Annotated in this window: 27 protein-coding genes; 13 read left to right on the plus strand and 14 right to left on the minus strand. The window is 45.2% G+C overall.

The genetic code is table 11. The features are described from left to right. Positions 1–135 precede the first annotated feature (135 nt). Together CUJ83_RS11680 and mreA are read left to right on the plus strand one after the other, a co-directional pair. Complete coding sequence (locus CUJ83_RS11680) at positions 136–897, plus strand: DUF116 domain-containing protein (protein ID WP_230742497.1); 762 nt, start codon at positions 136–138, stop codon at positions 895–897. A gap of 308 nt (positions 898–1205) precedes the next feature. Further along, positions 1206–1580, plus strand: coding sequence for an MreA family transcriptional regulator (mreA, locus tag CUJ83_RS11685; protein ID WP_230742498.1), 375 nt, complete (start codon positions 1206–1208; stop codon positions 1578–1580). A 30-nt stretch (positions 1581–1610) separates the two neighbouring features. Here the strand turns inward: mreA and fae are convergent, their stop codons facing one another. Beyond that, on the minus strand, positions 1611–2105 hold the full coding sequence (gene fae, locus CUJ83_RS11690) for a formaldehyde-activating enzyme (RefSeq protein ID WP_230742499.1): 495 nt from the start codon (positions 2103–2105) through the stop codon (positions 1611–1613). Between the two features lie 177 nt (positions 2106–2282). On the opposite strand from fae, the gene CUJ83_RS11695 reads away from it, so the two are divergent. After that, positions 2283–2510 (plus strand): hypothetical protein, encoded by a 228-nt coding sequence (locus CUJ83_RS11695; RefSeq protein WP_230742500.1) that lies wholly within the window; start codon positions 2283–2285, stop codon positions 2508–2510. Here the strand turns inward: CUJ83_RS11695 and CUJ83_RS11700 are convergent. The 6 genes from CUJ83_RS11700 to CUJ83_RS11725 all read right to left on the minus strand — a co-directional run bounded on the left by CUJ83_RS11700 (position 2504) and on the right by CUJ83_RS11725 (position 8791). Beyond that, the gene (locus CUJ83_RS11700) at positions 2504–3076 is read right to left on the minus strand and encodes a DUF447 domain-containing protein (RefSeq protein ID WP_230742501.1); all 573 of its coding nucleotides are present in this window, start codon (positions 3074–3076) and stop codon (positions 2504–2506) included. The genes CUJ83_RS11695 and CUJ83_RS11700 overlap by 7 nt on opposite strands. 4 nt (positions 3077–3080) lie before the next feature. Next, positions 3081–3929, minus strand: a complete 849-nt coding sequence (locus tag CUJ83_RS11705) for a triphosphoribosyl-dephospho-CoA synthase (protein WP_230742502.1) — start codon at positions 3927–3929, stop codon at positions 3081–3083. A 1-nt stretch (position 3930) separates the two neighbouring features. Next, positions 3931–5061: a methanogenesis marker 9 domain-containing protein gene (locus tag CUJ83_RS11710; protein ID WP_230742503.1), complete on the minus strand. Its 1131-nt coding sequence runs from the start codon at positions 5059–5061 to the stop codon at positions 3931–3933. A 73-nt stretch (positions 5062–5134) separates the two neighbouring features. After that, a complete protein-coding gene (locus CUJ83_RS11715; RefSeq protein ID WP_230742504.1) occupies positions 5135–5971 on the minus strand; it encodes an alpha/beta fold hydrolase in 837 nt (278 codons plus the stop codon). A 318-nt stretch (positions 5972–6289) separates the two neighbouring features. Continuing rightward, on the minus strand, positions 6290–7753 hold the full coding sequence (gene tgtA / locus CUJ83_RS11720; protein WP_230742505.1) for a tRNA guanosine(15) transglycosylase TgtA: 1464 nt from the start codon (positions 7751–7753) through the stop codon (positions 6290–6292). Positions 7754–8203: 450 nt separating this feature from the next. Beyond that, entirely contained in the window at positions 8204–8791 is a 588-nt protein-coding gene (locus tag CUJ83_RS11725) for a pyruvate kinase alpha/beta domain-containing protein (protein WP_230742506.1), read from the minus strand. Between the two features lie 119 nt (positions 8792–8910). On the opposite strand from CUJ83_RS11725, the gene CUJ83_RS11730 reads away from it, so the two are divergent. After that, the gene (locus CUJ83_RS11730) at positions 8911–9678 is read left to right on the plus strand and encodes a DUF2797 domain-containing protein (protein WP_230742507.1); all 768 of its coding nucleotides are present in this window, start codon (positions 8911–8913) and stop codon (positions 9676–9678) included. 359 nt (positions 9679–10037) lie between these two features. On the opposite strand, the gene CUJ83_RS11735 is transcribed toward CUJ83_RS11730, so the two are convergent. After that, the gene (locus CUJ83_RS11735) at positions 10038–10508 is read right to left on the minus strand and encodes a hypothetical protein (RefSeq protein WP_230742508.1); all 471 of its coding nucleotides are present in this window, start codon (positions 10506–10508) and stop codon (positions 10038–10040) included. 892 nt (positions 10509–11400) lie between these two features. Next, positions 11401–12399 (minus strand): phosphotransacetylase family protein, encoded by a 999-nt coding sequence (locus CUJ83_RS11740; RefSeq protein ID WP_230742509.1) that lies wholly within the window; start codon positions 12397–12399, stop codon positions 11401–11403. 369 nt (positions 12400–12768) lie between these two features. Between CUJ83_RS11740 and CUJ83_RS11745 the strand changes: the two genes are divergently transcribed. Both CUJ83_RS11745 and CUJ83_RS11750 read left to right on the plus strand, forming a co-directional pair. Continuing rightward, positions 12769–13413, plus strand: coding sequence for a hypothetical protein (locus tag CUJ83_RS11745; RefSeq protein ID WP_230742510.1), 645 nt, complete (start codon positions 12769–12771; stop codon positions 13411–13413). Between the two features lie 252 nt (positions 13414–13665). Next, entirely contained in the window at positions 13666–13911 is a 246-nt protein-coding gene (locus CUJ83_RS11750) for a hypothetical protein (RefSeq protein ID WP_230742511.1), read from the plus strand. A 95-nt stretch (positions 13912–14006) separates the two neighbouring features. Here the strand turns inward: CUJ83_RS11750 and CUJ83_RS11755 are convergent, their stop codons facing one another. The 5 genes from CUJ83_RS11755 to pth2 form a co-directional block, all read right to left on the minus strand. Then, a complete protein-coding gene (locus CUJ83_RS11755; RefSeq protein WP_230742512.1) occupies positions 14007–14303 on the minus strand; it encodes an MTH865 family protein in 297 nt (98 codons plus the stop codon). A gap of 48 nt (positions 14304–14351) precedes the next feature. Next, positions 14352–14654 carry an MTH865 family protein gene (locus CUJ83_RS11760; protein WP_230742513.1) on the minus strand — a complete coding sequence of 101 codons (303 nt, stop codon included), beginning with the start codon at positions 14652–14654 and terminating at the stop codon, positions 14352–14354. Positions 14655–14815: 161 nt separating this feature from the next. After that, entirely contained in the window at positions 14816–16117 is a 1302-nt protein-coding gene (truD, locus tag CUJ83_RS11765) for a tRNA pseudouridine(13) synthase TruD (protein WP_230742514.1), read from the minus strand. Between the two features lie 6 nt (positions 16118–16123). Beyond that, complete coding sequence (locus CUJ83_RS11770) at positions 16124–16600, minus strand: hypothetical protein (RefSeq protein ID WP_230742515.1); 477 nt, start codon at positions 16598–16600, stop codon at positions 16124–16126. Continuing rightward, a complete protein-coding gene (gene pth2, locus CUJ83_RS11775; protein ID WP_369424292.1) occupies positions 16597–16944 on the minus strand; it encodes a peptidyl-tRNA hydrolase Pth2 in 348 nt (115 codons plus the stop codon). Before pth2 ends, CUJ83_RS11770 begins: the two co-directional genes overlap by 4 nt. Positions 16945–17135: 191 nt before the next feature. Here pth2 and CUJ83_RS11780 point away from each other — a divergent pair, with 191 nt between their 5' ends. From CUJ83_RS11780 to CUJ83_RS11810, 7 genes are all read left to right on the plus strand, one after another. Further along, positions 17136–18320 carry an NAD(P)/FAD-dependent oxidoreductase gene (locus tag CUJ83_RS11780; protein ID WP_230742517.1) on the plus strand — a complete coding sequence of 395 codons (1185 nt, stop codon included), beginning with the start codon at positions 17136–17138 and terminating at the stop codon, positions 18318–18320. A gap of 132 nt (positions 18321–18452) precedes the next feature. Then, a complete protein-coding gene (locus CUJ83_RS11785) occupies positions 18453–19271 on the plus strand; it encodes a methanogen output domain 1-containing protein (protein WP_230742518.1) in 819 nt (272 codons plus the stop codon). A gap of 87 nt (positions 19272–19358) precedes the next feature. Further along, positions 19359–19814 (plus strand): DUF3795 domain-containing protein, encoded by a 456-nt coding sequence (locus CUJ83_RS11790; RefSeq protein ID WP_230742519.1) that lies wholly within the window; start codon positions 19359–19361, stop codon positions 19812–19814. Between the two features lie 88 nt (positions 19815–19902). Beyond that, entirely contained in the window at positions 19903–20991 is a 1089-nt protein-coding gene (locus CUJ83_RS11795) for a tRNA (guanine(10)-N(2))-dimethyltransferase (RefSeq protein ID WP_230742520.1), read from the plus strand. A 156-nt stretch (positions 20992–21147) separates the two neighbouring features. Next, a complete protein-coding gene (locus CUJ83_RS11800; protein ID WP_230742521.1) occupies positions 21148–22176 on the plus strand; it encodes a hypothetical protein in 1029 nt (342 codons plus the stop codon). A gap of 26 nt (positions 22177–22202) precedes the next feature. Beyond that, entirely contained in the window at positions 22203–23081 is an 879-nt protein-coding gene (locus tag CUJ83_RS11805; protein WP_230742522.1) for an AAA family ATPase, read from the plus strand. A 1-nt stretch (position 23082) separates the two neighbouring features. Further along, entirely contained in the window at positions 23083–23988 is a 906-nt protein-coding gene (locus CUJ83_RS11810; protein WP_230742523.1) for a vWA domain-containing protein, read from the plus strand. The last annotated feature ends 246 nt before the right edge of the window (positions 23989–24234 follow it).

Below are 24234 nucleotides of genomic sequence, written 5' to 3' on the forward strand. Positions count from 1 at the left end.
CTAGATGCATTTTTAGTATATAAAATTACATGGGCGATGGCCGCCTTAAAAATTGATATATTTAATATAATCATATAGATATTTTTCGAGTGCGCGGAAGATATTTATAATCGACATTTACTTAAATTAAGTATCATGGACCTGATAGAGACTATAACATCCACATTTTCATTTCTTGCCACGATACTGGGGTCATTATTATTGATAGCCCTATTATTATCGATAGTTATCATTGTTATAGTCCTGATATTGCTCGCATATTCGTTCAAGACAGGCAACTTCCTGTTCCCGAACGTCATGATCATCAGCCTGGTTTTCTTTGAAGGTCCCATAAGGGCTGTGCTCAGGCTTTTGCGCATAGATGACTCGAGGATGGACAGGATAAGCATATACCTTCGGAATAAAGCGATGTGCCCGACATTCAGAAAGATACCGTATACGGAGAGGGCAATATTCATACCACAGTGCGTCCGCTCCATTAATTGTCCGGCAAGACTGTCCCCGGAGGGTATAAAGTGTAAAGATTGCGGACAATGCAGAGTATCCGAGGCGCGCAAGTTCGCGGAAGGCCTTGGCTATAAGTTTTTCATTGTTCCGGGGTCCAGTTTCATAATAAGGATGATAAAGCAATATCAGCCTAAAGCCATAATAGGCGTGGGATGCCTGTGCGAGGTCAAGGAAGGGCTCGACCTTATGCATAAGTATAAGATACCATCCATAGGGGTCATGCTGGACCATTCGGGTTGCGTCGCGACCACTTTGAACTGGGACAAATTATTTGACGTCATGAAGGTCAGCGAGAATAAGGTGGGCATCATGAGCAGCATCGGATCAAATATGCCGATGGAGGACAGCATCTGTAACACCTGCGGTGAAGGATGCCGGAAGATACCCTGAGATCATGATGGATCAAATAAGTACTTATTATTTAAAGAAAATAAATGTGCATTATTATTAATGTATAATCAGACATCATAAGTATAACTATTAAATAAATGTAATAATGTCATTTTTACATTCATAACAAAAATACATGTTACAATAAAGAGTAATATTTATTTTGTATAATGTACAAATATGTTCTCATATGGCCTATTTTTTGACATGAAAAGTATCAAAAATAGCATATCGAGCAAAAATGATATATGTATATAATTTAGTTTTAAGTAACAATTTATTTTAAGGAAATTTGAAGGGTAATAAAAATGAGACGCGCTGAAATATGTGTATTTGACGAACAAGAGGAAGAATTCATTAATTTACTTGCTAACTCGGGAATGAATAAAGCGATGGCAAAGATACTTGTATGCGTCGCTCTTTCGAAGGAGACCAGCGGTCGTGACATAGAGATCATGACGGGTATAAAATCATCCACCGTTAGCGTCATGTTAAAACAGCTAAGAGAGCAAAACCTGATAATCGCCAATAAGAAAAACATCGATGATGGTAACAGAAGCGTGTTTTACTATTCACTGGCAGGGACATTCGAAGACACAATAGTGCGGCTGGAGCAGAAAAAATTAAGCGAGACATCAAAATATATGGACCAGATAAAAAAGGTCAAAAAATATGCAAGTTGATCGCAAAAAATATTGATAGAGAGCTTATTTTTAATGCATAAAGGGGTGCTTTGATGTTTGCCTTTTTGATAAGACCTCTTCAATTTTTGGTTCTCTGTGATATGCCCTTTTAATTGCCAGTTTAGTGGCCTCATAATTATATTCGTAGATCTTTTTCTTATCCCTGGCGTTCCAGTGAATAAAAACAGATACGATGATCAAGATGTTCTCGACGTCATTTTTAGTTATGATCCCCTCTGCGACACTATCAACGACAGCTCTGGCGACAGCGGCCTGTGCCGGGCCAAATATGAGCGTTGCCTGGTTCTCATTCTTGATCGAGACCTTGTTAACCATCAATGTGGCCGGTTTAGACATCATGTTAGGTTCCAGGACGGCAAGCAATGGAGTATGCTGGCTCGACGGAGATGCAAGTGCCGAAATAAAAGCTGTTTCAAACGCGCTGCCTTTAGAGCCTACAGCAAGATCGATGTGAGCGACCTCAACTCCTTCGCCGATTAGAGCTTCGCCTATTAGCGTATTCATACTACCACAATAATATATATGCCAGATAATTATATTAATATAACTATAAATTACTTTATAAAAAGGTGAATTAAATCAAGAATTCATCAGAGTAATAACAATATACGTAGAATACATATTTATACAACTAAATATGAGAATATTTGAAGATCGACTTATCAGAAGTCAGGTGTTAAAATGGTCTTAGGAGTATTGCTCGGCGCTGTGTTCGGCGCAATTTTCGGTTATATTTTAGGCTGGATAGTTGAATTATTCCCCAACTTTAATGCGGCGCTGCTGGACGGGATCAATCTGCTTACAGGACTTGATGTCTCCGGACAGACAAGGGCCCTGTTCACAGCGATAGGCTTTATCTGCGGCATATTGTTCGGGATACTTAACGAGTTCAGAAAGAAGAACTATTGAGGATGTCCATCAAAACCAAGGATCTCCTTCAATTTTTTCATCGCCTCTAATTCTTTTGATCCGCCGCACTTATTCACTATAACGTCATATTCATGGAATTTTTTCCGGGCCTCGTCTTCCTTGAACAAATGCATCCTTGTGCCCAGTATGGCAGCATCTATCACCGCTGCAAAACCCCTGCTGAACCTGGGCACCCTGCGCTCGACGACTTTAACGTCTACAGGTTCAAGCTCGACGACACCTTCCGTTTTACACTTAAAGTACACCCAGCCGAAAGCATCTTTTAACCTTGGGGGAAGCATGCCCTGTTCGAACACAAAGAACCCGCAGTTCAAGTCTTCGAAAGCGGATGTGACATAGATGAGCGGGTCAAGGGTAAAGTTCGCGACAAGATATCCGGTCTCCTTAACATTCTTAAGTGTCCTGGTGCCCGGATACATCCTTATCACCATCCGGTCCCCTCGCCTTACTATGCCCATGGGGGCGGCATTGGGGATACCTTCGCTTGAGATGGTCGTGACAATGACTTCCGTTATTCCATCCGGCAACATTTCTTCCAATGACATCAGTTCACACCTTCAACCCGCTCAATAAAGCGATGAACAGGCCGGCTATGATTATGTCGGCTGTCGAGCCCGGGTTTATCTTTTCCATATAAAGACGGTTTGAAAGTTCGTTCAGCGTCATTCTGCGGTCCATCACATCGATCGCAAGTCTCTGGGTATAATGAGCTTTCTCCAGGTCATATTTTTTAACTATGAACGTATCAGGCTCCTCAGCCAGAAGTTCCAGATATGTCAGCACGGTAGCGTCGTTCAGTGAGCCGGTCTTGCGCTTCTCCAGTATCGACCGGCCGGCCTTGAAGCATCTTGCGAAACCGTTCACCCATTCTTTTGCCACCATATCGTTCTTCGAGGATATTTCCATTATATCATACATGGTAAGCCCGCGTTCGCGAAGCTCTTCCAGCGAACTGTCATCCCTGACGTCCAGGTCTTCGGAGTCTTTCATCCTGACAGCGACTTTGCTGAAAGCCTTATAAAAATCAACGGCATCATTGACCGTTGTGTCCCTGACAATGTCTATGGCGTTCTCCTTAAGATGATCGGTCCCGGACATCGCGGCTTTTATGAGCGGGAAAAGAAGGATATAAGCTCCAAAATGAGTGTTACCTCCCGATTGCCATTTAACGCACTCATCAGAGGCCTCGAGTATCAGTTCGCCTATGCCTCCGCCAGTGCATGCCTTTTCCATGACAGGGAACACGCCTATGGCTGCCGCTATAAAATCTTCATACTTCGTATCAACGTAATCATGGTCGCGGTCAATGTTCCCGGGTTTTGGCGTTCCGGAAACTTCAAGTGCCATGGCAAGGACCGCGCATCTGGCTATATAGGGAGGATCGAGATTCGGGCTCATATCAGGTGATAACCTTATCCTTGTCAATATTCTTTATTATCTCTTCGGAGAGCTTCTTCTTTAAAGCCACATATTCCTTAGAGTCCATACGGTTCCCTTCCATAGAATCGTCCCTGAGATAGCATGGCTTGTTGAATTTACAGCACCATATCATGCTCCCGAAGCATGTGGAATGAGCCTTATCGAGCTTTGTGTCCTTTCCGAAACCGATCTTGATCCTTGCGAACTGTTCGGGATCCAGGTTAGCGCGATTGAGCGCGGAGTGTATCGGGCAGTCCTTAATGGGCGGGCAGCACCATGTCAGCCCCCGGAGATCGCCTCCGCGGCATATATGGGAAGGCGCGTTATACCATCCGGTCTGCCTCTGCAGGTCCGCGACATAACCGGCAAGGCCCTTTATCACGCGCGGGTCGGACATCGCAGCCCTTGCCACCGATATCATATCGGAGCCCGCCGTGAGCATAGCCTGCGCCGTCTCATAGTTCTTCACAGAGTTATTGCCGATTATGAACAGGTCAGTCCCGTCCCTGAGCCTCTTGATGACATTAAGGTTAGCACCTCTTAATCCCATGGCATCGATATGTACGACGTCAAGACCGGCCTTCCTTAGCAGCCGGCAAAGATTTACCTCGTCAACGACCCCGGACCTCATCTTAAGAGAAAGCACGACGCCGGTCTTTTTAACCTCGGATACGATCTTGGCAAGCCCCACGCGGTCCTTCAGCATGATCTCCCCGACGCCTATGGCGGCCATTTCATCCTGCCTGCAGTGTGCGTTTATCTCAAGCATTGCCCCGTATTTTTTTGCAAGTTCGGCAGCCCTGACAAAAGGCTCGACACTCGTCGCACGCACGTTCAGCCCTATTGCGACGCCGCGTCCGGACACTTTCTTGAGCTCCGACTCCATCAGTTCAAATATATTATCAGAAACAAACTCCTTTCTGCCTCTTTTTACGATCTCGGCCGAAGCGTTCATTGTCGCTTCGTCGATGCTGTATCCGCCGAGGATGTAAAGACCTGCATCCAGAAAATTTTCGAAAAACTCACTGTCAGTGATACCTGCCATGGAAGCGACAGCCACCGGATTACTGAAGTTCATATATCCCACTTTGAGGTCAAAAAGGTCTGACATATCCAACACCTTGATTTTTCAATATAATATCCCACATATTGACCGCATCTAAAAAAGTACTTTTTGGTTGATGTCAGGCTTCTTCCTGGTAGTATATATCGACCTCGCCCAAAAATGTCAGAAGCGCTTTATTATAATCTTCCTTTTTCTCTATCGGCGCCATATGCCCGCATCTATCCAGCATCACAAGCCGTGAGCCCTGAATATAGCCCCGGTACCTCTGGGCGTCCGACACAGGCATTATCCGGTCCTCCTTACCCCAGATTATCAACGTAGGAGAAACTATAGCCTTTAAGGTGTCGACGTACTCCGGATGAAGCCGGGAAAGATATCTTGCGTTTTTCTGTAACGCTTTTCGATACCGCGGGTCTTTCATCATTGACCACTGTTCGTCTATCATTTTGTCTGTGATGAAGCTTTTATCATAGAACGAGTCCTGTCCGAAACTCTTGAACAGGTTCTTGTTTTTAGAGAGCAGCCAGTAAGTGACGTTCAACACGCCATCAGAAAACGGTACGCCCTTGACTCCCGCAGGCATCGGTGTCAGCCCCATGGGAGAAGTTAATACGAGCTTGATGACGTTTTCCGGATATTTAGATGCGAAGGATGCAGCGACATAACCTCCGAAAGATACACCGGCGACGTATGCTTCCTCTATTTCCAGGGCATCCATGAATTTTTTGATATACTCGACATAGTAGGGTATGCCGTATTTAGCGTCAGGCTTATCCGACGACCCGAAACCCGGAAGGTCGAGAGCTATGACCCTGAAGAAGCGCGACGCTGCTTTAATGGTCTCTTTCCATATCTCGCCGGACATTCCCATACCGTGAATGAGTAAAAGGTCTTCGCCTTTACCTTCCACCTCGTAATAAACGTTGATGCCATCTACAAGTACCGTTTCTTCCATATTAGCCACCGATCATAACATACATACCTGTATGCCGTTATTCAACCCCGTCACTTATTGCGCGCATCGATCGCTCCTAAGACCTTATTCGCAGGCTTACTTGATGCAGGTTTCACCATCAGCAAAGGCCGCGGCCCCAAGAACGGCAATAATCATAATGATGTAACTCCTCATGATATAAACGTTTGTGTCTCGATTAACACTTATGAAAAATACGCCTGTGGATGTCGTGTAATGATCGGACTGCGCCTGTAAAGACGCAAATTTAAAAATATTGTAATAAAAAAAATTAAGAAGCTTTGAACTTTAGAGCTGATGTTATCCCAGGTGAACTACCTTAGCCGCCTTTTCAATATCCTTTATCCGCGGGCTTTCCCATACTTCATCATACGCGAAAGTATGTTCCGCATCGGGATGGTCCCTGATAAAACTCAGTATGTTCTCCAGTGTCGAATCCCTCTCCTCCGGGCCCAGTTCGCTTATCGTCTCCGACTGCCCGATGGGATAAGTTTCTTTTAGCTCTTCCGGGAATACCCCGAATGGCATTTTCACCATGTAAAAATTATCATAGCCCTCGCGGCTGACGTCCTTTCTGGTAGATATAAGGATCTTTCCATTCACTGTAAGATTCTTAAGATGCCTGTTGTGCCTTATGACCTCAGGCCTCTTCGCGGACTCAGGTCCCAGGTAGAAGAACGTGGATTTTGTAGCGGGGTCGAACCTCTCGATATATGCCGAATGGTCCATCATGCGCTTTAATCCGGAAAGCATCTTTGGATGGCTTCTGCAGCGCCTCTCCACAAGCTCCATCAGGTCACCGTCAAGTATACTCTGCTTTATGAGCCTGATCTCTTCGAACGTAACGTACAGGTTATGTTCAGCCAGCAGCCTTGTACGGGTCTTTTCATCTGCCGATGCGATGTCTTTTGCGGTGTGCGACATGCACACAGGGCACGAACACGGAAGATGCTGTAACTGGCTTATGTGATACGTGCCGTCCACGGTAAGATACCTGCCGTCCTTCGCGTACAGCGCATAAGCGGCGGAGTCGAATAGATCGCACCCGAGCGATACCGCAAGAGCCAGCATCATCGGATGCCCGGCCCCGAAGAGATGTACAGGCGCATCAGAGCCCAGCCCCGTTTTGCACCTTACGATGACATCCACCAGGTCCTTATAGCGATAGTTTTCCATTAAAGGCACTACGGCCCCCAGAGGGTAAATATCGAAGTCCATGGCATAGACACGCCTGGCCGCCTCCTCCCTGAGGTCCATGTAAGTCGAACCCTGTACCGGCCCTGCAAGCATCATATTACCCGAATACTGCCTTGCCTCACCCAGCCTTTCCAGCGTTATCTCAAGCTCTTCTTTTGCCCTTTCATACGGCACGTCCGGCGCGGTGGGGATATCCAGAGGCACTCCTATATCCGTGCCGATATCCCTCTCGAAAGAGATTATTTCACTGTTGTTCACTTCAACGGAACCATAAACGGATAGCTGGAATGATCCCGAGTCTGTCATTATCGGACCGTTAAAATCGAGCATTGCATGAAGGCCGCGCTTTAAGGCATCCTGCCTGAATTTTTCTGACCGGTAAATGATATATGAGTTAGTGATGAGCATCTGGGCCCCGTACCTCTTTAGTTCTTTAGGCTCTATCAGCCTGAGGTTCGGGTTTATGACCGGCATGACCGTGGGTGTCTCCACGACGCCGTGAGGAGTGTATAATTTCCCTATCCTGCCCAGCAGGTCTTTATTGGTTATCTCGAAAACATCTGTCATCCAAATCACGTACGCGCTTAGATAGTACCTATATAATATTTAATAAAATCGATAAACAGGGACCAACGATATTACAATCGGTTGTAACAGGATGTTTTTCCATAATGGTATATCAATAAAAGTATATTTCGTTAGTTCATTAGAAAATACCAATCCATCTTTGATAAGATCAATCGCATAGTAGAAGCGATGATTTTTAAACCACACTGCACACAGATGCGAACAAAGACCACTAATTTTTCACCACAAAGCGCACGAAGGCGACCGAGGTACACAAATAACTTTTTCTGAAGATAAGTATATACTTAAACAAATTAGTGTATCCTATTCGCCTTCGTGCACTTAGTGGTTAAAAAAATAGTGTACCGTAGAGGTGAATATAAAGATAGTATAAAATAGCAGATATAGAGACATCTCGCTAGATTTTGTAAAAAAATAAAAAAGTTAGATTCACTCCCTGGATTTGTCCCTGGGCATGCAGATTATCTCTAAGATATGCAGGTCAAAGAAATTGTTCGCATGTGCAGGCTTTATCACGCATGCCGTATCCGCGCCGCCCCATGTGCCGCCTATGGCGATGATCTCATCGTCTACGGGCACATATCCGCCGTCAGCGGCCATAATGCTGATCTCCACGCACACTTTAGCGCCGACACTCACGACGCTCCTTAACGCGTCCGCAATGGACTCGACACGCGATGCGCCGCCGAGTTTCCTGCTTATTGACCGCTCTACGCCGGAAAGGGCATGTGTCTGCTGCACGTACGGCACACCCCTGGATCTTAGCTCATTGACATATTTCTCTTCGGCATCGCTGACGCCGGGCTTTGAAAACCCTACAGCGTGCCCGACAACGATCACCTTCGCGCCCGTGCCTTCGAACGCTTTTGCCGCCTTAACCCCGGTCTCGCCGCTGGAACTTGCGACTACGACATATTTAATGCCTGCCTCCTTTGCCCTCTTCACGGCAAGGGCGATAGTATCATCAGTATTCCTGTCTCCCGCTTTCTCAAAATATACGATCTCCATCTTTATCATAATAGATGTTTTAGTCGGGTGTGAAAATAAAATTTACCGGAGAATGTCTTTAAGAAAGATGTTCCATTTATTTAAACAAATTTTATATAAGTTTAGTTTGAATGAATTAATTAACGACAATGAGGATCATTGGTTATTCATCGATAGATAAGTCCCTGATAGTCTATCCGAGGCTGAAGGAAATTGACATTTCTAATGACATAGCCATGGTGCTGAAAGAGCGTGGATGCGCGGGCAGATGGGCAGGAGACCAGTATATCCCCTGTGAAAGCCATGATCATCCGTACTGTAGCAGATGCGCGGCCCCGGATCCCTGTATCATATGTAAAGGCGAGTGCCTGAAATCCATTAAGACGTGCTGTATCGAGCATTCCGTATATCTCGCGGTTTTCGCCCCCGATATTCTGAAAGTAGGAGTGTCAAAGACACACCGGCTTGAGACAAGACTGAAGGAACAGGGCGCTGATATCGGCTTTGAGATAGTCAGGCTGCCCGACGGCGAACTTGCCAGAAGAAGAGAGCAGACCATGGCGCAAAGCATTCGGGATAAGGTCTCATATAAAGATAAGCTTAACGGAATATCTAAAAGAGTGAGTGAACGGCTGTTACAGGATATCTACAGGGACTATGACGCGGAACGCGTCATGAGCTTTAAGTATTTCAGGGACGAGATCAGGATGAAGCCAATTCTGATCGAGCCTAAAGAGGAGATGGCCATTTCCGGTAAAGTCCTCGGGATCAAAGGCCAGGTACTCGTGATCGAAAAAAGGAATACTGTGTATGCCGTTAATCTTGACGACCTCATCGGCTATGACATGGAGCCCGGAAAAGGATCGATCAACCTGCAATCTTCACTTTTCGAATTTTCTGAAGAGGAGACTGTATAAGAACTGTTTTTATAGAAACTAAGTAGACCATGTCATATTTAGTCGTCTTATCAACCACAAAGCGCACGAAGTCGAATAAGGAACACTAATTTGTTAACCACAAAGCGCACGAAGGCGAACAAGGAACACAAAACTGTCAACCACAAAGCGCACAAAGGCGAACAAGGAACACAAAGGACTCTTTTAGAAGATGGCAAATACTTAAAACAAATTTGTGGTCCTTGTTCGCCTTCGTGCGCTTCGTGGTTAACAAATTTGTGGTCCTTGTTCGCCTTCGTGCGCTTCGTGGTGAAAAATAGTAGGCCTTAGAAGCCTTCGTGGTAATAATAATACTCAAAAACTGATCAGCGCATGAAAAGTCAGCGTAGGGGGGGTACGTCTGACTTTTCTGCGATAGTTAATTGTGATCCTTCGTCAATTTCGTCGAGAATACGATATTCCCGCGATACTCTGTTACCGCGCCTTTCGAGGAACCCTTCACTGTGAAGGCGTGAAAGGTATGTTGAAACTGTGCTGAGCTTTATCTCTTCCCCGTATTGTCTCCCATAACGCTCTTTCACATCGATAGTGTTAAACCATCTGCTGCGGTACTCAAATTTTAAAAATAACTTGAGCCGTTCCTTGATTGTAAGCTTATCCTTAGAAAGGTCGGCGATATCCTTTGACATCACTGATGGCCCGGGAGCCGGTGTTGACTGAGCCTCAAGGCTCTCTTTGATAGACCGTATAACTTTTGCTAATACATCGGAACCGAAGTCCGTGTTAGATCCTGAGATGGTAAAATCCTTAACCTTGCCGCTATTTTCATCCAGACTAAATTTAATTTCCATCGGCATCCATCCCTTAACTCCAATCCAATCCATCCCCGTTTTTAAGTTTTTCATACATGGACAGCCCTTGCGGACCGCCAGCGCGGGTTCATTGCCGCGATATCGTCCAATCCATCCCCTTTTTAATTGCCGTTCCTTATGATAGCGACATCCATCCCCATAGTTGCCGTCATCTCGTTTTTTCGTTTTTAAAAATCGTTTTTATTATCCAATCCATCCCTTTTTGCCGTTTAGATGATCGTAAGCCACCCGGAAGGGCAGCACGATGTTTTTGCCAATCCAATCCATCCTTTGTCCATTGCCGCTTTTCGGTCATGATGAACCCATCCATCCCCATAGACAGGTATTATCGTCGTTATCCAGCTTTCTGTTCACAATCCGAACATTCAGCTGTGAATTACTGCCGCAATTGACAAGTGAATTGTAGTATCTCTTAATATTTAAGCCTTTTGGAGATTTTAACAATTTTTATCTGTATTTAGCACTTAAACACAGATTAACACAATATATTACACAATATATGTAAAATTTTCAAGTATTTAATTGTTTACTATTTCACTAATATTTTTTATTAGGATAATAATTAGCAATATTACGCCATTTTTCTAAAAAATAGCGGTAAATATACATCCGCATCATAATCCATTTCAATTTTTTATCCTAAAATCAAATTCAATGTAAAATATGTATTATTCATAACATAAAAAAGGCCAGCTCAAAACAGATTCACAATTATTCAAAATAATGTGAACCATAGTGAATGAGAAAAATGCCCGGAAATAAAAAAGACGTTAACACTCTGTGTTTTTAAGATAATGGTAAAATAGGAAATAAATTTGTTAGTAAAAGAGTGAAATCTTAGAGTGAAATCTTATACACATCAGGCCCGATATTAACCCCATATACGGCTGAGGTCAACGTTCCTGGCGACCTCTTCTTTGATCGTCTTGATCTTTTTCTCATCCGTAGGGTCAATGCGCGCGATCATGTTATCAACAGCCTCGGACGCGGATAATGTATCTTCTTTCACGGATATCATCGGCACCCCAAGGAACCTCGCACGATTAATGACTTCCTGTGACGGCAGAAGCCCGCCTGTCAGTATGATACATGACGTGGACGTGTTAAGGGCTGTCATTAATATGTCGCTGCGATCGCCGCCTGTTATGACCGCCTTGTTCGGAACCCTCTCGAAATACTTCAAAGCAGATTCTTTTGACATGGCGCCGATAAGCGTCTTTTCCACCAGGTTGTTCAGGTTATCGTTGCCCGTAAGTACTATCCCGTTCAGCTCTTCAACTATCTCGAAAACATGGAGCGTCCTCAAGGACGGAGTATAAGGCATGGAGCCAATGACTGGTATACCCTTACCTATTAAGAAGTTTTCAAGTCCCACGTCATTACAAAGGTTCAGGATGACACCTTTTAGCGGGATATTCCTGTAGTCCAGGTAGTTCTTTATCATCGCTACCCTGTCAAGTGATTCGGGGCGGGAGTCCGTCAGCAGTATCAGGTCGGACTTTAGCGTCTCCACAATGTCATACGCGGAGATGCCATAGAGAAAACCGGTCGTAATGTATTCCATGCCCTCTATTATCATCAGTTCCTTATCCTTGCTGACCTTTTTATACGCGTCGACTATCTGGTCCATCGTTATGTTCGGAAGTTTTTCGCGAGGGAACGGACAAAGTTCGTTCGGGTTGGCCTCAAAGTCGACAAGAGATTGCATAAGGTATGCATCTTCCTCTATTTGATGCCCGTTCACAGTGATCATCTTTTCCTGGAACGGTTTAAAAAAGCCCGTGTATACCTTTGAGTTCAACGCTATGCCCAGCGTTATGACCGTCTTACCGCTTCTTGCATTTATCGAGGCAATGAAAATCGATTTCATTTTTATAGTTCACAAAAGTTAATGGGAATAATTACTATTAAACATTTTCTTGAAGCTTATGCTTTTGATTTTTGCCCTGATCCCGACGTGTGAACACAGGATAGTTGTGAAAGGTGTGTAAACACTGGCATATTAACAATTATTGACAGATCATTTTTAGCAAGCAATATAATAAAGATAATAAATGATAAAATAATTACAGAATATTTACTCATCGTAAAAGTTCCTGTTTCATATAATTACTCTTAATTAGCGCCTATTTTAGATAATCACATTTATTTTATTTTATTTCGCATTTAAAAATGATAATATATTTATCGTTATTATTAAAACATCATTTCGAATGATTAAGGAGGCGTGGTTCTAAACATGTTAAGAAAAATATTATTCGTAACAGCGGCTGCAATTGCTGTGATGATGATCGCGGCCCCCGCATTAGCATTTGACGGATGCGGTATCGGAGGGTGCGGTCTCGGATACGGAGGATATGGACTCGGATACGGAGGATACGGAGGATACGGAAGTGGCTGTGGTGCTGCTGCCAGCGCAGTAAGCTATGGCGCGCCTGAAGACTGTGTCGCTACAATATCATGTAACATCCCTGCTACGCAGATGGTGCCATACATGACCACTACGACCCAGATGCAGACATACACGTATCCTGTCACCGTCCCGCAACAGTCCGTGGTGACCGTTCCTAAGGCGGTAATAGTACCTGAACAGGTACCTGTGACAACATACAGAACAGAGTGTGCTCAGGGCGTATGCCCGGTACAGGTGCCGGCGACGGCTTATGCTCCTGTCACGTACAAGATCCCGCAGACCTATACAGTCTGCCTGGGAGGCATGGGACAGGCTGGCCCGAGCCCGGGTATGCAGTATGGACAGGAACAGTACCAGCAAATGCCACCTCAGCAGATGCCACAGGAACAGTACCAGCAAATGCCACCTCAGCAGATGCCACAGGAACAGTTCCAGCAAATGCCGCAGCAACTTCCTCAGCAACAGCAGTAGTATTGCTACAGTCAAGACAGTATAATGACCCGTAAAATGGTTGATATAATAAAAAATGTCGCTGATCATTAGTGGACATATGACCGATAGGATCGTATCAGCCATCACCCGGTAAACTACACCTGACTGCAAATGGTTGTACGGGGTGATATCGATAAAGCGTATCACCCTTCATTTTTTATTTTTTAATTTCATGTATTACGGAAAGTTATAAAAACCATGACGTATTTTAGTTTTAAAAACAGGGTCGTTATGTATATCCCAATAGCAGTACACAAGAACAATCTTGTCCTCATTGAAGACATGGATACGTTTGCGCTATACTTTTGTTCAAGCGTCAAGCAAAAAATGAAGCCGACGATCGATGACGTTAATACGGATTACGAAGGAATGTCACCGGAAGGTATCGGAGAAGGTGAGGATGAATTCAGTCCCGGTTACTCGGGGGAGGATTCTTTCGGCGGCATTGACATGCATGATGAGGATGATGACATCTAAGTCATCCCCCCTAGCCTTTAAAATAATAAAATAGTATAGTCAACTCTATTTAATGCGCATGACACATGGCGATTAAAGAGTGACTATATCTCTATTTATCTTAAGCATTTACTAGTCAGAAGCGTCGCGGCGTCCCCGACATTATTTATCGGGAAGCTGCTCTCTTCGAGTGATTCTATAAGGTCGTGTATGGAGACCTCTTTACCTTTATATATGCAGGTCTGCGGCGTGCCCATAGGGTAAATGCGCTTCAATTCATCCTTGTTCCTGATCGGGAATTTGACCTCGGCCTTTCTCATCTGATCCACTAATAATATCTTAAGCTCATCGATCTCCGCAATTTCCTTAGGTGCCGATTCCTCTCCAGTTATCAAAGAACTCTTCTCAACCATAAAGTTCACCAGTATTTATGTATACATTTGTTTTTATATTATATAATATTATTTAACTACCATACACTTGCTGGTCAGCAGTGTAGCGGCGTCGCCAGCATTCTTTACCGGGAAGTCGCTGTCATCGAGCATATCTATGAACTCATGGATGGAGATCTCTTTACCTTTGAACATACAGGTATGCGGCGTGCCCTTAGGGTAAATGCCCTTCAGTTCATCCTTGTTCCTGATCGGGAACTGGACCTCCGCATCCCTTAGCTGATTCACTATCCTGATCTTTAAGTCCTCGATCTCTTCAAGTTCTGCCGGAGCATGCGGCTCTCTTCCAATCATCGCGCTTTTCTCAACCATATCGTTCACCAACCTATATATCTGTCATAATATTATATTAAATAGCATATAATTAAGATTATTTTTCAATAAATGCCACTATTGATAAAATAGTGAAGAAAAATGCAAATAATAAAGAAAATACGGACTTTTTAAGTAAAAAATTAATGGCAAGAGTGCTATCAGTCCATCCTTTCCGGGTCCGACTTCATATACTCCCGCAACACGGTGGTCGCATAGCAACCCTTAGGCAGGAAAAACCGGATGTCTGCCAGGCCATCCTGGGCCGTGAACGACGGCGTCACCTTTAACAGCACCTCACGTCTTAGCCCTGCCGACGTCAGTTCGGGTATCTGCCCGGCCACAAAATCATCCGTAGTTATGCCTTCCTCGTCAAGGACGTTCTTCTCGATCTCACCTATTTCGCCCTCATCGAACTTTGTGTCCCTTCCGATCAGAGGCAAAGTGATGAACGCCCTCTTTCGTTTCAACAGGTACATGATGTCGGGCATATTTTTACGAGTGACCACATCAGTCCTTGACGTATCCGGCTCCATCCGGTCGTTGACGAAACATACGACATCCCCTACGACAGGAACTACAATAGATATGCCCTTGATTATCCGCCTGCTCAACACTTTATTAAAGAGATATGACTGATACGCATGCACAAAAAGCTTTAAAAGTTTAGGGGATAGCGACCTGAAAGCCCCGATATAATCACCGGGATGCTCTATCAGGTGATGCATCATGGTGCGTTCGTATCTCAGGTTAAGAGGATATAGCTTAACGCCTTCCTTAAAGTCCCGCGTATCCATCACTACATCCCTTATCTGTCGATTCTCCTCGTTTTCCCAGGGGAAAGATCGCGCGATATATGTCATTGCAGCGCCCTCTATGTCGCCCTTTACAAGCATTTTGCCGACCAGATGAGTGACGGGACGTTTAATGCCAAAGCGCTGATAGCCAAAATAATTCGGGACACCGCCCCCGGCGTTGATTTTAGAAGTTATGGATGCGAGCCTTTCGTTGATTTCCGTACCCGTGAGCCCGATATTCCTTATCGTAATGTCAAACTCATTGCCGAAAAGGTCCCCGAGACCGATGTTCTTCCCGGACCGGCCGACAGGGGTCAGCTCTAAGCGCGGCAAATTTACATTATTAAGTTCTTCCTCGGAGATACCGCTTATGCTCATCAACTGGGTCGTCACTGCCCTCTTGTCCTTGGTCCCGGCTATGCCGATCCTTCCTTCGCTTATGCCAAGCTGCCTTGACAGGTCGCGGATCAGATGATGCGTCTCCCAGTTCTCTTTTTTAACCCTGACGATGAGGTGATCCCCGGTTTTGCCCGCCTTGATGTCAGATATCTCGTTTACCTTAAAGTCATCAACGTTAACTCTCAGGTCTCCGCCGATACCATCTTCATCCGTGAGGTATGCCTCAATGCCCATGAGCCGCTCAAGCTCGAATTCACTCTGCCTCACTGAGCATCACGCGTGATAGAAATCGAATTTGTCATCTTTGGCCCCGCCGGCTTCCGGTTTCTGGAAGTTTATAACGGGCACGGGCACCGCGGGCGGAAGGTTAAGGTTCTGGGAAAGCAGCATTGCCAGCGGCGTGATCCTGACCATCATGTTGTTGGCGACCTCGTTCTGGATGCCGGTATCCGCTTTGCCTGATTCCCAGTCCTTGAAGGCTTTTTCGGCATCCCCTCCGGCATGGTCGCAATATCCCTCGAACCTTATGTAGCCGATGGACGGGTTAAGATAATTGATCGTCACCGTGTATTCCACCCTTAGAACCTTTTCGGGCACTGCCGGGCTCTTTACCACTGAAAGGTTTCTCAGGTTGAGATCATAGTTAACGTTAATATTCTTATACTTGGACAATTCTTCCAGCGGGACATGCCTCGCTGACTCTATCTTGTTAATAGTGAAACCTATTATCATGTTATTACCTTTGATCACATCAGTTTTAAATGGCCGACGATCTTATCAAGCTTGATAGATTCCGCAGGCCCCATTCCGAGCGCGGTTATGGTGCCGGGCGGCACGCACGTCAATCCTGCGTCCTGTATGAGCGCGGTCGGGATGTCCATCCTGCGAGCCTCTTCCTTATACCGGAAAAGCTCTTCCACGGAATTTACCTTCAGCACGATCTTTTTTTGGCCTTCGCGCTTCCACTCCTCGAGAACCGATGGCCTCGCCCACTCAGAAGAGGATAAGGCCGCGTGAGCCACCTGGACAGCCATCTTGCCTTTTGGCAGCTTCAGGTCTTCCCTGACCAGTATGCATTGTTTATACTCCGTCATCATTATTACCGTTTTAAGCTATGAACCCAATATTGCGTTTAAAGACTATAACTTCATCGACACATGCCAGATACTAATTATATAATAATAGTTTATATTAAAAGACTTAAAGCTAGCGTACGGGTTACTTTAAGATACTTTAAAATAGTAGACACTTACTAAGGATAAGAGGCTTACCCCGGGTTGAAAAAATGGAATATGACGTAGTCGTTGTAGGTGCGGGCCCCGTGGGGTCGATGGCGGCCAAATATGCTGCAAAGAACGGCGCAAGGACCCTGCTGATCGAGGAACATAACGCGATAGGATCACCCGTATCATGCACAGGCCATATCAGCACCAGGGCTCTCGAAGAGTGTGAACTGGCCGAAGGCCCGTTCATCAACAAAAAAATAAGAGGCGCGTTCGTTTATGCCCCGAATAACAGGTCAGTGGTGATCGATGGCCGCCGAACGATGACATATGTGATAGAAAGAAAGATCTTCGACAGGGAGATGGCTAGGAGCGCTGCATCAGCCGGAGCCGAGATACTATTGAAGACAAGCGCCAGGTCCGTCAAAAAGACACGTGAAGGGACTATCCTTTATGCCAGCGGCGAAGGAGGGGACCTCGAGATTAAAACAAAGATCGTTATAGGGGCCGATGGCGTTAAAAGCAAGATAGCAAAATATGCAGGATTGGGGCGAGTGCCGCATATTTGTTCCGGGGTCCAGGTCGAGGCGAGCTATGAGCCCAGAGATCCGGAATATGTGGAGATATTTACGGGACGGAAGTATGTCCCCAACTATTTTGCGTGGTGCGTCCCTACATCGGGAGATTGCTGCAGGATCGGCCTGCTGACCGATACGGATGCTCATATGTACCTTAACAGGTTAATAACCGAACACGGTATCGTCTCGAAAAAAGCAAGGTCTTCCGTAGACATGATCGTCGGGGGAGTTCCTGTGGGAACGCTTAAGAAAACGGTGACTGACGGAGTTATGATCGTAGGGGATGCGGCAGGGCATGTCAAGCCAGTATCATATGGCGGAATATTTACAGGGGCCAGATGCGCGAAAATCGCCGGAGAGGTGGCCGCGAAAGCCGCCGCGGAAGGCAATGTCGGCGAGCAAAGGCTTATGGAATATGAAAAACGCTGGAAGGCCGAGATCGGCCGCGAGTTCATGTTCGGCATGAAATTCCGGGACATATACAGAAGAATGAGCGACGATGACATCAACGAGGCCGTAGCCATGCTCGATGATGAGGAGATACTCGAAACCATCACGAGATACGGCGACATTGACAGGCCGTCCATACTCGCGCGGGAGCTTTTCAGGATGTCCGGGAACAAGAGACTGTGGCAGTTCATGAAATTATTCGCCCGTGTCATCTTTTGATACAATAATGATATTATAGTACGGTATATCCAAAAAAAATTTAATAATGAAGACCTCATAAGTAACTAGAAATATCGTCGGTGCCTTTTGCGGTTGTTTTTTAAGCCGTACTTTACATTGTAGGGTCATATTATGGATAAAAAACAAGATGATAATGAATATGACAGATGCATGATCGCGGAGCAGATAATTGAAAATCTCCCGTTTCCGGTCATAGCTATCGGCCTGGACAAGAGTATCATATACTTGAACGGCAAGGCAAAAAACATGATAGCAGGGCGGGACCTCCCATGCTATGAATCGCTTCTAAAAAATACGGCCCCGTGTATTGATTGCCCGATGGATAACGGATATTTTGATAAAAACCATGATCAAAAGACATTATACATGAAAAGTGATAGCCCGGGACATATTTTTAGGTCAATTTCTCCATTATATGCTGACGGGAAGCTCGAAGGAGTCATCGAGCAGATCGCTGAAATGACAGCTTCGGCACACATCGGGGTCGAAAAGAGCGATGTCAGTGTCATACAAAAGAAGCAAAGCGAGATGAAAGACATTTTCATGAGCATTATACCTGTGTTGACGCGAAAGGTGTGCCAGGGAGATAGAAACCTTGTCATTAAAGATATAGGGGACAGGGTCGAGGCATACATGGAGTCCGTGATCATGGAAAACATGCCGGATGACCGGACAAGATTAGCATGCGTCTGTGAAATTTTCAATGAGATGGGAGGGAACTTCACTGCGGTCAACAGGGAGGACCACATAGAGATATCAGGCACAGTATGCCCCTGGGGCGACGATGCAGTTAACAATCCGATATTATGCAACATAACTAAGATGATATTCTCTCGCTCGTTATACAAAGAAAAGTTACATGTCGACCTTGTGGAGTCGATAGGCAACAGAGATGACAGATGCCTTTTAAGGGCATATAGAAAGTTATGAACATGGAAAAAGTATTATTAGTGTATATCCTTGACCAATATTTTTGGGAATAATGATTTATAGGGATCGGATAATTCTATGATCGATATGTCAGGCACTAATGATAGATCATTGGTCGGCAAGTGCGGGATCTATTGCGGCAGTTGCCCCATCTATAGGTCGTATAAGGACAGGGATGATAAGACGGCTTTTGAATTATCGTTCGCGACAAGATGCACGATAGACCAGGTAAGATGCGAAGGCTGCGGATCAGATGACAGATTCGTGCTGAGCCAAGGATGTTTCTACAGAAAATGCGCTGTGGAAAAAGGTTTGGCAGCGTGCGCGGAATGCGGCGATTACCCGTGTGAGAAGCTATCGTGGTTCTATGATGACGGCATAGCGAAAGAGAAGGAAGCCTCAAATAATTCGAACCGCATGAGGGAGACATCTATCGATGCATGGCTGGAAGAAGCGGATGATAGATGGCGATGCAAAAATTGTGACAGCCCTGTATCCATAGGAATTAAAAAATGCCATAAGTGCGGCCTGCCGGTTCAATGACCCATTGTACTTTGGGCGATCTCACATGATCATTATTTTTTAGCATTTAACAAAAAATTCTTATGTGAAGCTATACATTTAGGCTCTGATGACGTCGGTCAAAGAGGGTAAGGTCACTATCGAGATGGGAGAGGACGTTTTTTATAATCCCCGTATGGAAATGAACAGGGATATTAACGTAGCATGCATAACGGCCTTACCGGAAGTCTCGTCATACGTGGACGCGATGGCGGCCTCGGGCATACGAGGCATAAGAGTAAAGAAGGAAGTCCCCCGGCACATTGATGTGACTGTGAACGACCTTGAGGTATCGGCTTACGAGCTTATAATGGCTAACGCCCGGAACAATGGCGTTAGCGTGAACGCTTCAAACATGGGAGCGAACACGCTGCTTTCATCGACACAGTTTGATTTTGTCGACATCGACCCGTTCGGAACTCCCTCGCCGTATATAGATTCTGTCTGTAGATCGGCAAAAAAGGTGATGGGAATAACGGCAACGGACACTGCGCCGCTTTGCGGGGCTCATCTAAGGTCCGGTATGAGAAAATACGAGGCGTATCCGCTGAAAACGGAGTATCACTCCGAGATGGGCGTAAGGGTATTGCTGGGAAAAGTTGCCCGTGAGCTGGCGAAATATGACCGGGCTTTTAAGCCCTATCTATGCCATGCTACGGAGCATTATGTCAGGCTCTATCTTGGCGTTGAGTACGGCGTTGTCAGCGCGGACAGGATGCTGGATGAAGTGGGCTTCATAGTCCACTGTTTTAAATGCCTTAACAGGTATAGTATCAAAGGCCTTGCGGTACAAGCGCCTGAAAGATGCCCCGTATGCGGTAGTAAAGTCCAGATAGGCGGACCCATGTGGCTGGGCAGGACCAGGGACAGGGAATTCGTCAGCAATGTGATAGAGATAATGGAAAAAGGGGAATTCAAGAAAAAAGAGCGCGCGATACGGATGCTGGGGATCATCAGGGAAGAGACGGAGGTCCCGACGTTCTTTGACCAGCACAGGATATGCAAAGACCTTAAAGCTACGCCTACGGACATCAATACGCTGGTCGAAGCGCTGAAGGCAGAAGGATTTAGCGCTTCAAGAACGCATTATTCGGGCACGGGATTTAAGACTGATGCCCCAATAAATGTCGTTAAATCCATAATTACCAAATTTTCATAAATTTCTACATTTTCTTAGAATAATATCGAAATTTTTCAATTAGTAATTTCAAAATTGCATTTATATTCGCCTTTTCTTATATCTTTATATACACGAAAGTTTATTTACTCTTATACTGATTATAATAAAAGCTATCAGTGATTAATCGGTGAGCGTATGGAAATACTATCGAACATATCAGCGCTATTCCATATATTCCTGCTTGTGTTAGTCTTATTGCTATCTATACTGGTCGTATTGCTAACGCCAAAGGTCAGAGAAATTGAGAACAACATGATAAAAACGATCTCATATATCATACTTGGTATATTGTCGTTCTCCCTTGTAGGGGTGGCTTTTAATCTATGGCAGCCTTCCGGCAGTGTTGATGCAGTGTCATTGCTTCAGCCGTATATGCAGTTTTATCCGATATTCATATTATCGATAGCCCTGTCGGCAGTCATACTTGTCACATATATGGAAAAAGAGAGATACGGCCATATCTTTGCGGGCGCAGGATTTGCCGTGCTTCTACCAGATATTCTAACTTATATTCATTATGGAAGATATGACCTTGTATTGCTGGGATTCGCACTGTGGGCGATAATCCCGACCTTATGGGTACGAATGTGGAAGGATAATATCTATGAGCCGACAACATTTAAGGAAAAAGCGATAATAGCCTTAAAGGCGGCTATACTAACATATCCGGTATACATCACTACAGGACTTGTCGCGATATTCGGAGAAAGCCAGAGGAGCATCGACCCGGCGGTCATGTCCTCGCTTACCACGAACATGCAGAACATTGTCTGGTTCGTATTGATCACGTTATGGCTATACCTGCTGATCAATACATTGATCGTATCCATCATGTTCGTCATACACGACCTCGCTATCCACACGTTAAATATCAGGAGGGTGGTCACTCCAAAGCAGGACATCCAGTATATCAAGGAACAGCAGGTCATAATAAAGCGCCAGGAGAAGAAGGAAAGACCGGACGCATACAAGGGCCTTATAGAGGAAATGAGCGTATTCCATAAGTATCTGGACCAGGTCGACAGGCTCAGGGCGGCATCGACGATAGCCAGGTTCAAGAATGAATACCAGACAATAGCCGCAAGGTACAACGATGGGTCAAAAGCTGAGGCGGAAAGGATAATAAAATCACTGGACCAAGAGTTTAAGAGAAGGTATGCTTAATAAAGCATATTTAAGAAGGAATAAAAATGGCACTGTTGAAACGCGATGACCTGATCAAAATAATTGAAACTTGTCAAATAAAGGGGCAGGACGAAGCCATTATCAGAGCTTTGATGTATATCAACCTCGGTTATCCTATCATGCTTTACGGCCCCCCGGGGAACGGTAAGACAACCATAGCCGAGCATATATTACGCTATATATCAGGCGGGGACAACTATCACCGTATCGAAGCCACTGAAGGCATGACAGAATACCATACCATCGGCGGTTTCCACCCGCTCTCCATGTCAGGTAACCCGGAGCTGTCAAAACAATTTGTCTATAAGGACGGCGTTATAACCCGTGCGCTTGTCGAAAGTAAGAACTTATTGATCGACGAGTTCACCCGGGCGCCAACGACAGCTTATTCCGGTCTTTTCATGCTTTTATCCACAGGAAAACTTCCCCTGGAATACAGGGAAGAGATCCTTATGAGACCCAACGACTGGGTCCTTATCGTAACGGCCAACCTTGGCGATGAAGGTACCTTTAAGATGAGCGCCGCGTTAAAGCGCAGGTTTATCCCGATCTTCGTGGGATACACGAGCAGGTACACGGAAGAAAAGATAATAAGAATGTATACGCCCGACCTCGACCCCATGATCGCAAACTCCATACTTGATTTTGCAGAGGAGACAAGAAGGCTATGGCAGGAAGATAAAGCGCTGCCGCAGGGTCTTTCTACGGACGGTGTCATCAAGATGGCCAGATATTGCGACTTATCCATCTCAGAGGGCCTTGACCCCAAGACAGCGTTTACCGATGCAGCGATGCACCAGGGCGTCGTCATTGCGGACGAGACCGATTATGTATCGCTACAGACAGTGAATGAATTAGCCCTAAAGATAGCAAGCAGGCTGTAGTATGATATTTGCGGACGAGCAAAAGCTGCTCGAGGCATGCGCTTACTGTACAAAGGATCCGAATGATGTGCATGCTTACGAAGATTTCTTGAACGGCTGCCGTTCGATAGGCAGGAATTTTTTAAGGCTATACCAGATTATGCCGCCGACAATAGAGCGGATGGTATATACAGGTTATTGCGGGAATGGCATCATCAGCCAGCACAAGACAATGTCAGGTTTTTGCAGCAGCGGCAGAAGCCTGGACAATGTAATTTCCAGGTACAGGGTAAGGGATATAAAAAAGATCCATCTTGCGATAATGTACGATGACTCGAACTCGATGACAGCATGGTGGAGAAACCAAACGATGGCGGCCACGATCCCAGAAAGCAGGTCGCCTCAGACATATTCTAAGATCGCGTGCATATCGCTCATGGAAGGCCTATCCAGGAACATGGACATGAACCTGTGGACTTTCGGAAGCAAAGCGGACGGGCCTTTTAACATAGATAACAACATGTATAAGGAGCTTTTAATCAGAAATGGCTCGGGCGGCACCAGGCTTGATCTTGCCCTTGAATCCGTCATTGATTTTGGGTGGGATAAAAAATCGGGCATCAAGATACTTATCGTGCTTACGGACGGCATTCCAGAGATGGGAAGGAGCGTTTACGACGAGGATGTCATGATAAACATAAAAACCCTGGACCTGCTGCAGGACATGTTGAACAAGAAAGTGAAAGTGCTATACCTCCAGCTGTTGACCGATGAGTCGCGGAAATTTAAAAAGAGCGGCGGCTACACGATGAAGGAGTTCGGCAAGAACCTGGAAAAAATGGGCTGTAACGTTATCAATGTAGATACGGCTTCCAGGATCAGTGATTCGCTGTTTAACGGGCTTTATTCGGTCGTTAAAAAGTTATGAAAAAACTTCATTTTAAAAAATCTCTTTTGAACAGGCATCGTATTTTATGCCTGACCGGATTTACATAAAAGCGCCTCTTTATAGTATACTATCTTTTAAAATAATACCGATAAGTAAGATAAAATCAATGTGAATAAATTTATTATAAATATATTGATATTCTAAAAATAGACTGGCAGTTACGGCTTTTTTATAAGTGCAAAGTTATAAATGATTTTATGCCAGATTACTACCTGGTGATATTTT

The organism is Methanooceanicella nereidis (assembly GCF_021023085.1).
Classification (GTDB): Archaea; Halobacteriota; Methanocellia; order Methanocellales; family Methanocellaceae; genus Methanooceanicella; species Methanooceanicella nereidis.

What these genes read in the sequence shown, in the direction of transcription:
- CUJ83_RS11680 (WP_230742497.1), top strand. Translation starts at nt 136, where the DNA reads ATGGACCTGATAGAGACTATAACATCCACATTTTCATTTCTTGCCACG.
- mreA (WP_230742498.1), top strand. Translation starts at nt 1,206, where the DNA reads ATGAGACGCGCTGAAATATGTGTATTTGACGAACAAGAGGAAGAATTC.
- fae (WP_230742499.1), bottom strand. Translation starts at nt 2,105, where the DNA reads ATGAATACGCTAATAGGCGAAGCTCTAATCGGCGAAGGAGTTGAGGTC.
- CUJ83_RS11695 (WP_230742500.1), top strand. Translation starts at nt 2,283, where the DNA reads ATGGTCTTAGGAGTATTGCTCGGCGCTGTGTTCGGCGCAATTTTCGGT.
- CUJ83_RS11700 (WP_230742501.1), bottom strand. Translation starts at nt 3,076, where the DNA reads ATGTCATTGGAAGAAATGTTGCCGGATGGAATAACGGAAGTCATTGTC.
- CUJ83_RS11705 (WP_230742502.1), bottom strand. Translation starts at nt 3,929, where the DNA reads ATGAGCCCGAATCTCGATCCTCCCTATATAGCCAGATGCGCGGTCCTT.
- CUJ83_RS11710 (WP_230742503.1), bottom strand. Translation starts at nt 5,061, where the DNA reads ATGTCAGACCTTTTTGACCTCAAAGTGGGATATATGAACTTCAGTAAT.
- CUJ83_RS11715 (WP_230742504.1), bottom strand. Translation starts at nt 5,971, where the DNA reads ATGGAAGAAACGGTACTTGTAGATGGCATCAACGTTTATTACGAGGTG.
- tgtA (WP_230742505.1), bottom strand. Translation starts at nt 7,753, where the DNA reads ATGACAGATGTTTTCGAGATAACCAATAAAGACCTGCTGGGCAGGATA.
- CUJ83_RS11725 (WP_230742506.1), bottom strand. Translation starts at nt 8,791, where the DNA reads ATGATAAAGATGGAGATCGTATATTTTGAGAAAGCGGGAGACAGGAAT.
- CUJ83_RS11730 (WP_230742507.1), top strand. Translation starts at nt 8,911, where the DNA reads ATGAGGATCATTGGTTATTCATCGATAGATAAGTCCCTGATAGTCTAT.
- CUJ83_RS11735 (WP_230742508.1), bottom strand. Translation starts at nt 10,508, where the DNA reads ATGGAAATTAAATTTAGTCTGGATGAAAATAGCGGCAAGGTTAAGGAT.
- CUJ83_RS11740 (WP_230742509.1), bottom strand. Translation starts at nt 12,399, where the DNA reads ATGAAATCGATTTTCATTGCCTCGATAAATGCAAGAAGCGGTAAGACG.
- CUJ83_RS11745 (WP_230742510.1), top strand. Translation starts at nt 12,769, where the DNA reads ATGTTAAGAAAAATATTATTCGTAACAGCGGCTGCAATTGCTGTGATG.
- CUJ83_RS11750 (WP_230742511.1), top strand. Translation starts at nt 13,666, where the DNA reads ATGTATATCCCAATAGCAGTACACAAGAACAATCTTGTCCTCATTGAA.
- CUJ83_RS11755 (WP_230742512.1), bottom strand. Translation starts at nt 14,303, where the DNA reads ATGGTTGAGAAGAGTTCTTTGATAACTGGAGAGGAATCGGCACCTAAG.
- CUJ83_RS11760 (WP_230742513.1), bottom strand. Translation starts at nt 14,654, where the DNA reads ATGGTTGAGAAAAGCGCGATGATTGGAAGAGAGCCGCATGCTCCGGCA.
- pth2 (WP_369424292.1), bottom strand. Translation starts at nt 16,944, where the DNA reads ATGACGGAGTATAAACAATGCATACTGGTCAGGGAAGACCTGAAGCTG.
- CUJ83_RS11780 (WP_230742517.1), top strand. Translation starts at nt 17,136, where the DNA reads ATGGAATATGACGTAGTCGTTGTAGGTGCGGGCCCCGTGGGGTCGATG.
- CUJ83_RS11785 (WP_230742518.1), top strand. Translation starts at nt 18,453, where the DNA reads ATGGATAAAAAACAAGATGATAATGAATATGACAGATGCATGATCGCG.
- CUJ83_RS11790 (WP_230742519.1), top strand. Translation starts at nt 19,359, where the DNA reads ATGTCAGGCACTAATGATAGATCATTGGTCGGCAAGTGCGGGATCTAT.
- CUJ83_RS11795 (WP_230742520.1), top strand. Translation starts at nt 19,903, where the DNA reads ATGACGTCGGTCAAAGAGGGTAAGGTCACTATCGAGATGGGAGAGGAC.
- CUJ83_RS11800 (WP_230742521.1), top strand. Translation starts at nt 21,148, where the DNA reads ATGGAAATACTATCGAACATATCAGCGCTATTCCATATATTCCTGCTT.
- CUJ83_RS11805 (WP_230742522.1), top strand. Translation starts at nt 22,203, where the DNA reads ATGGCACTGTTGAAACGCGATGACCTGATCAAAATAATTGAAACTTGT.
- CUJ83_RS11810 (WP_230742523.1), top strand. Translation starts at nt 23,083, where the DNA reads ATGATATTTGCGGACGAGCAAAAGCTGCTCGAGGCATGCGCTTACTGT.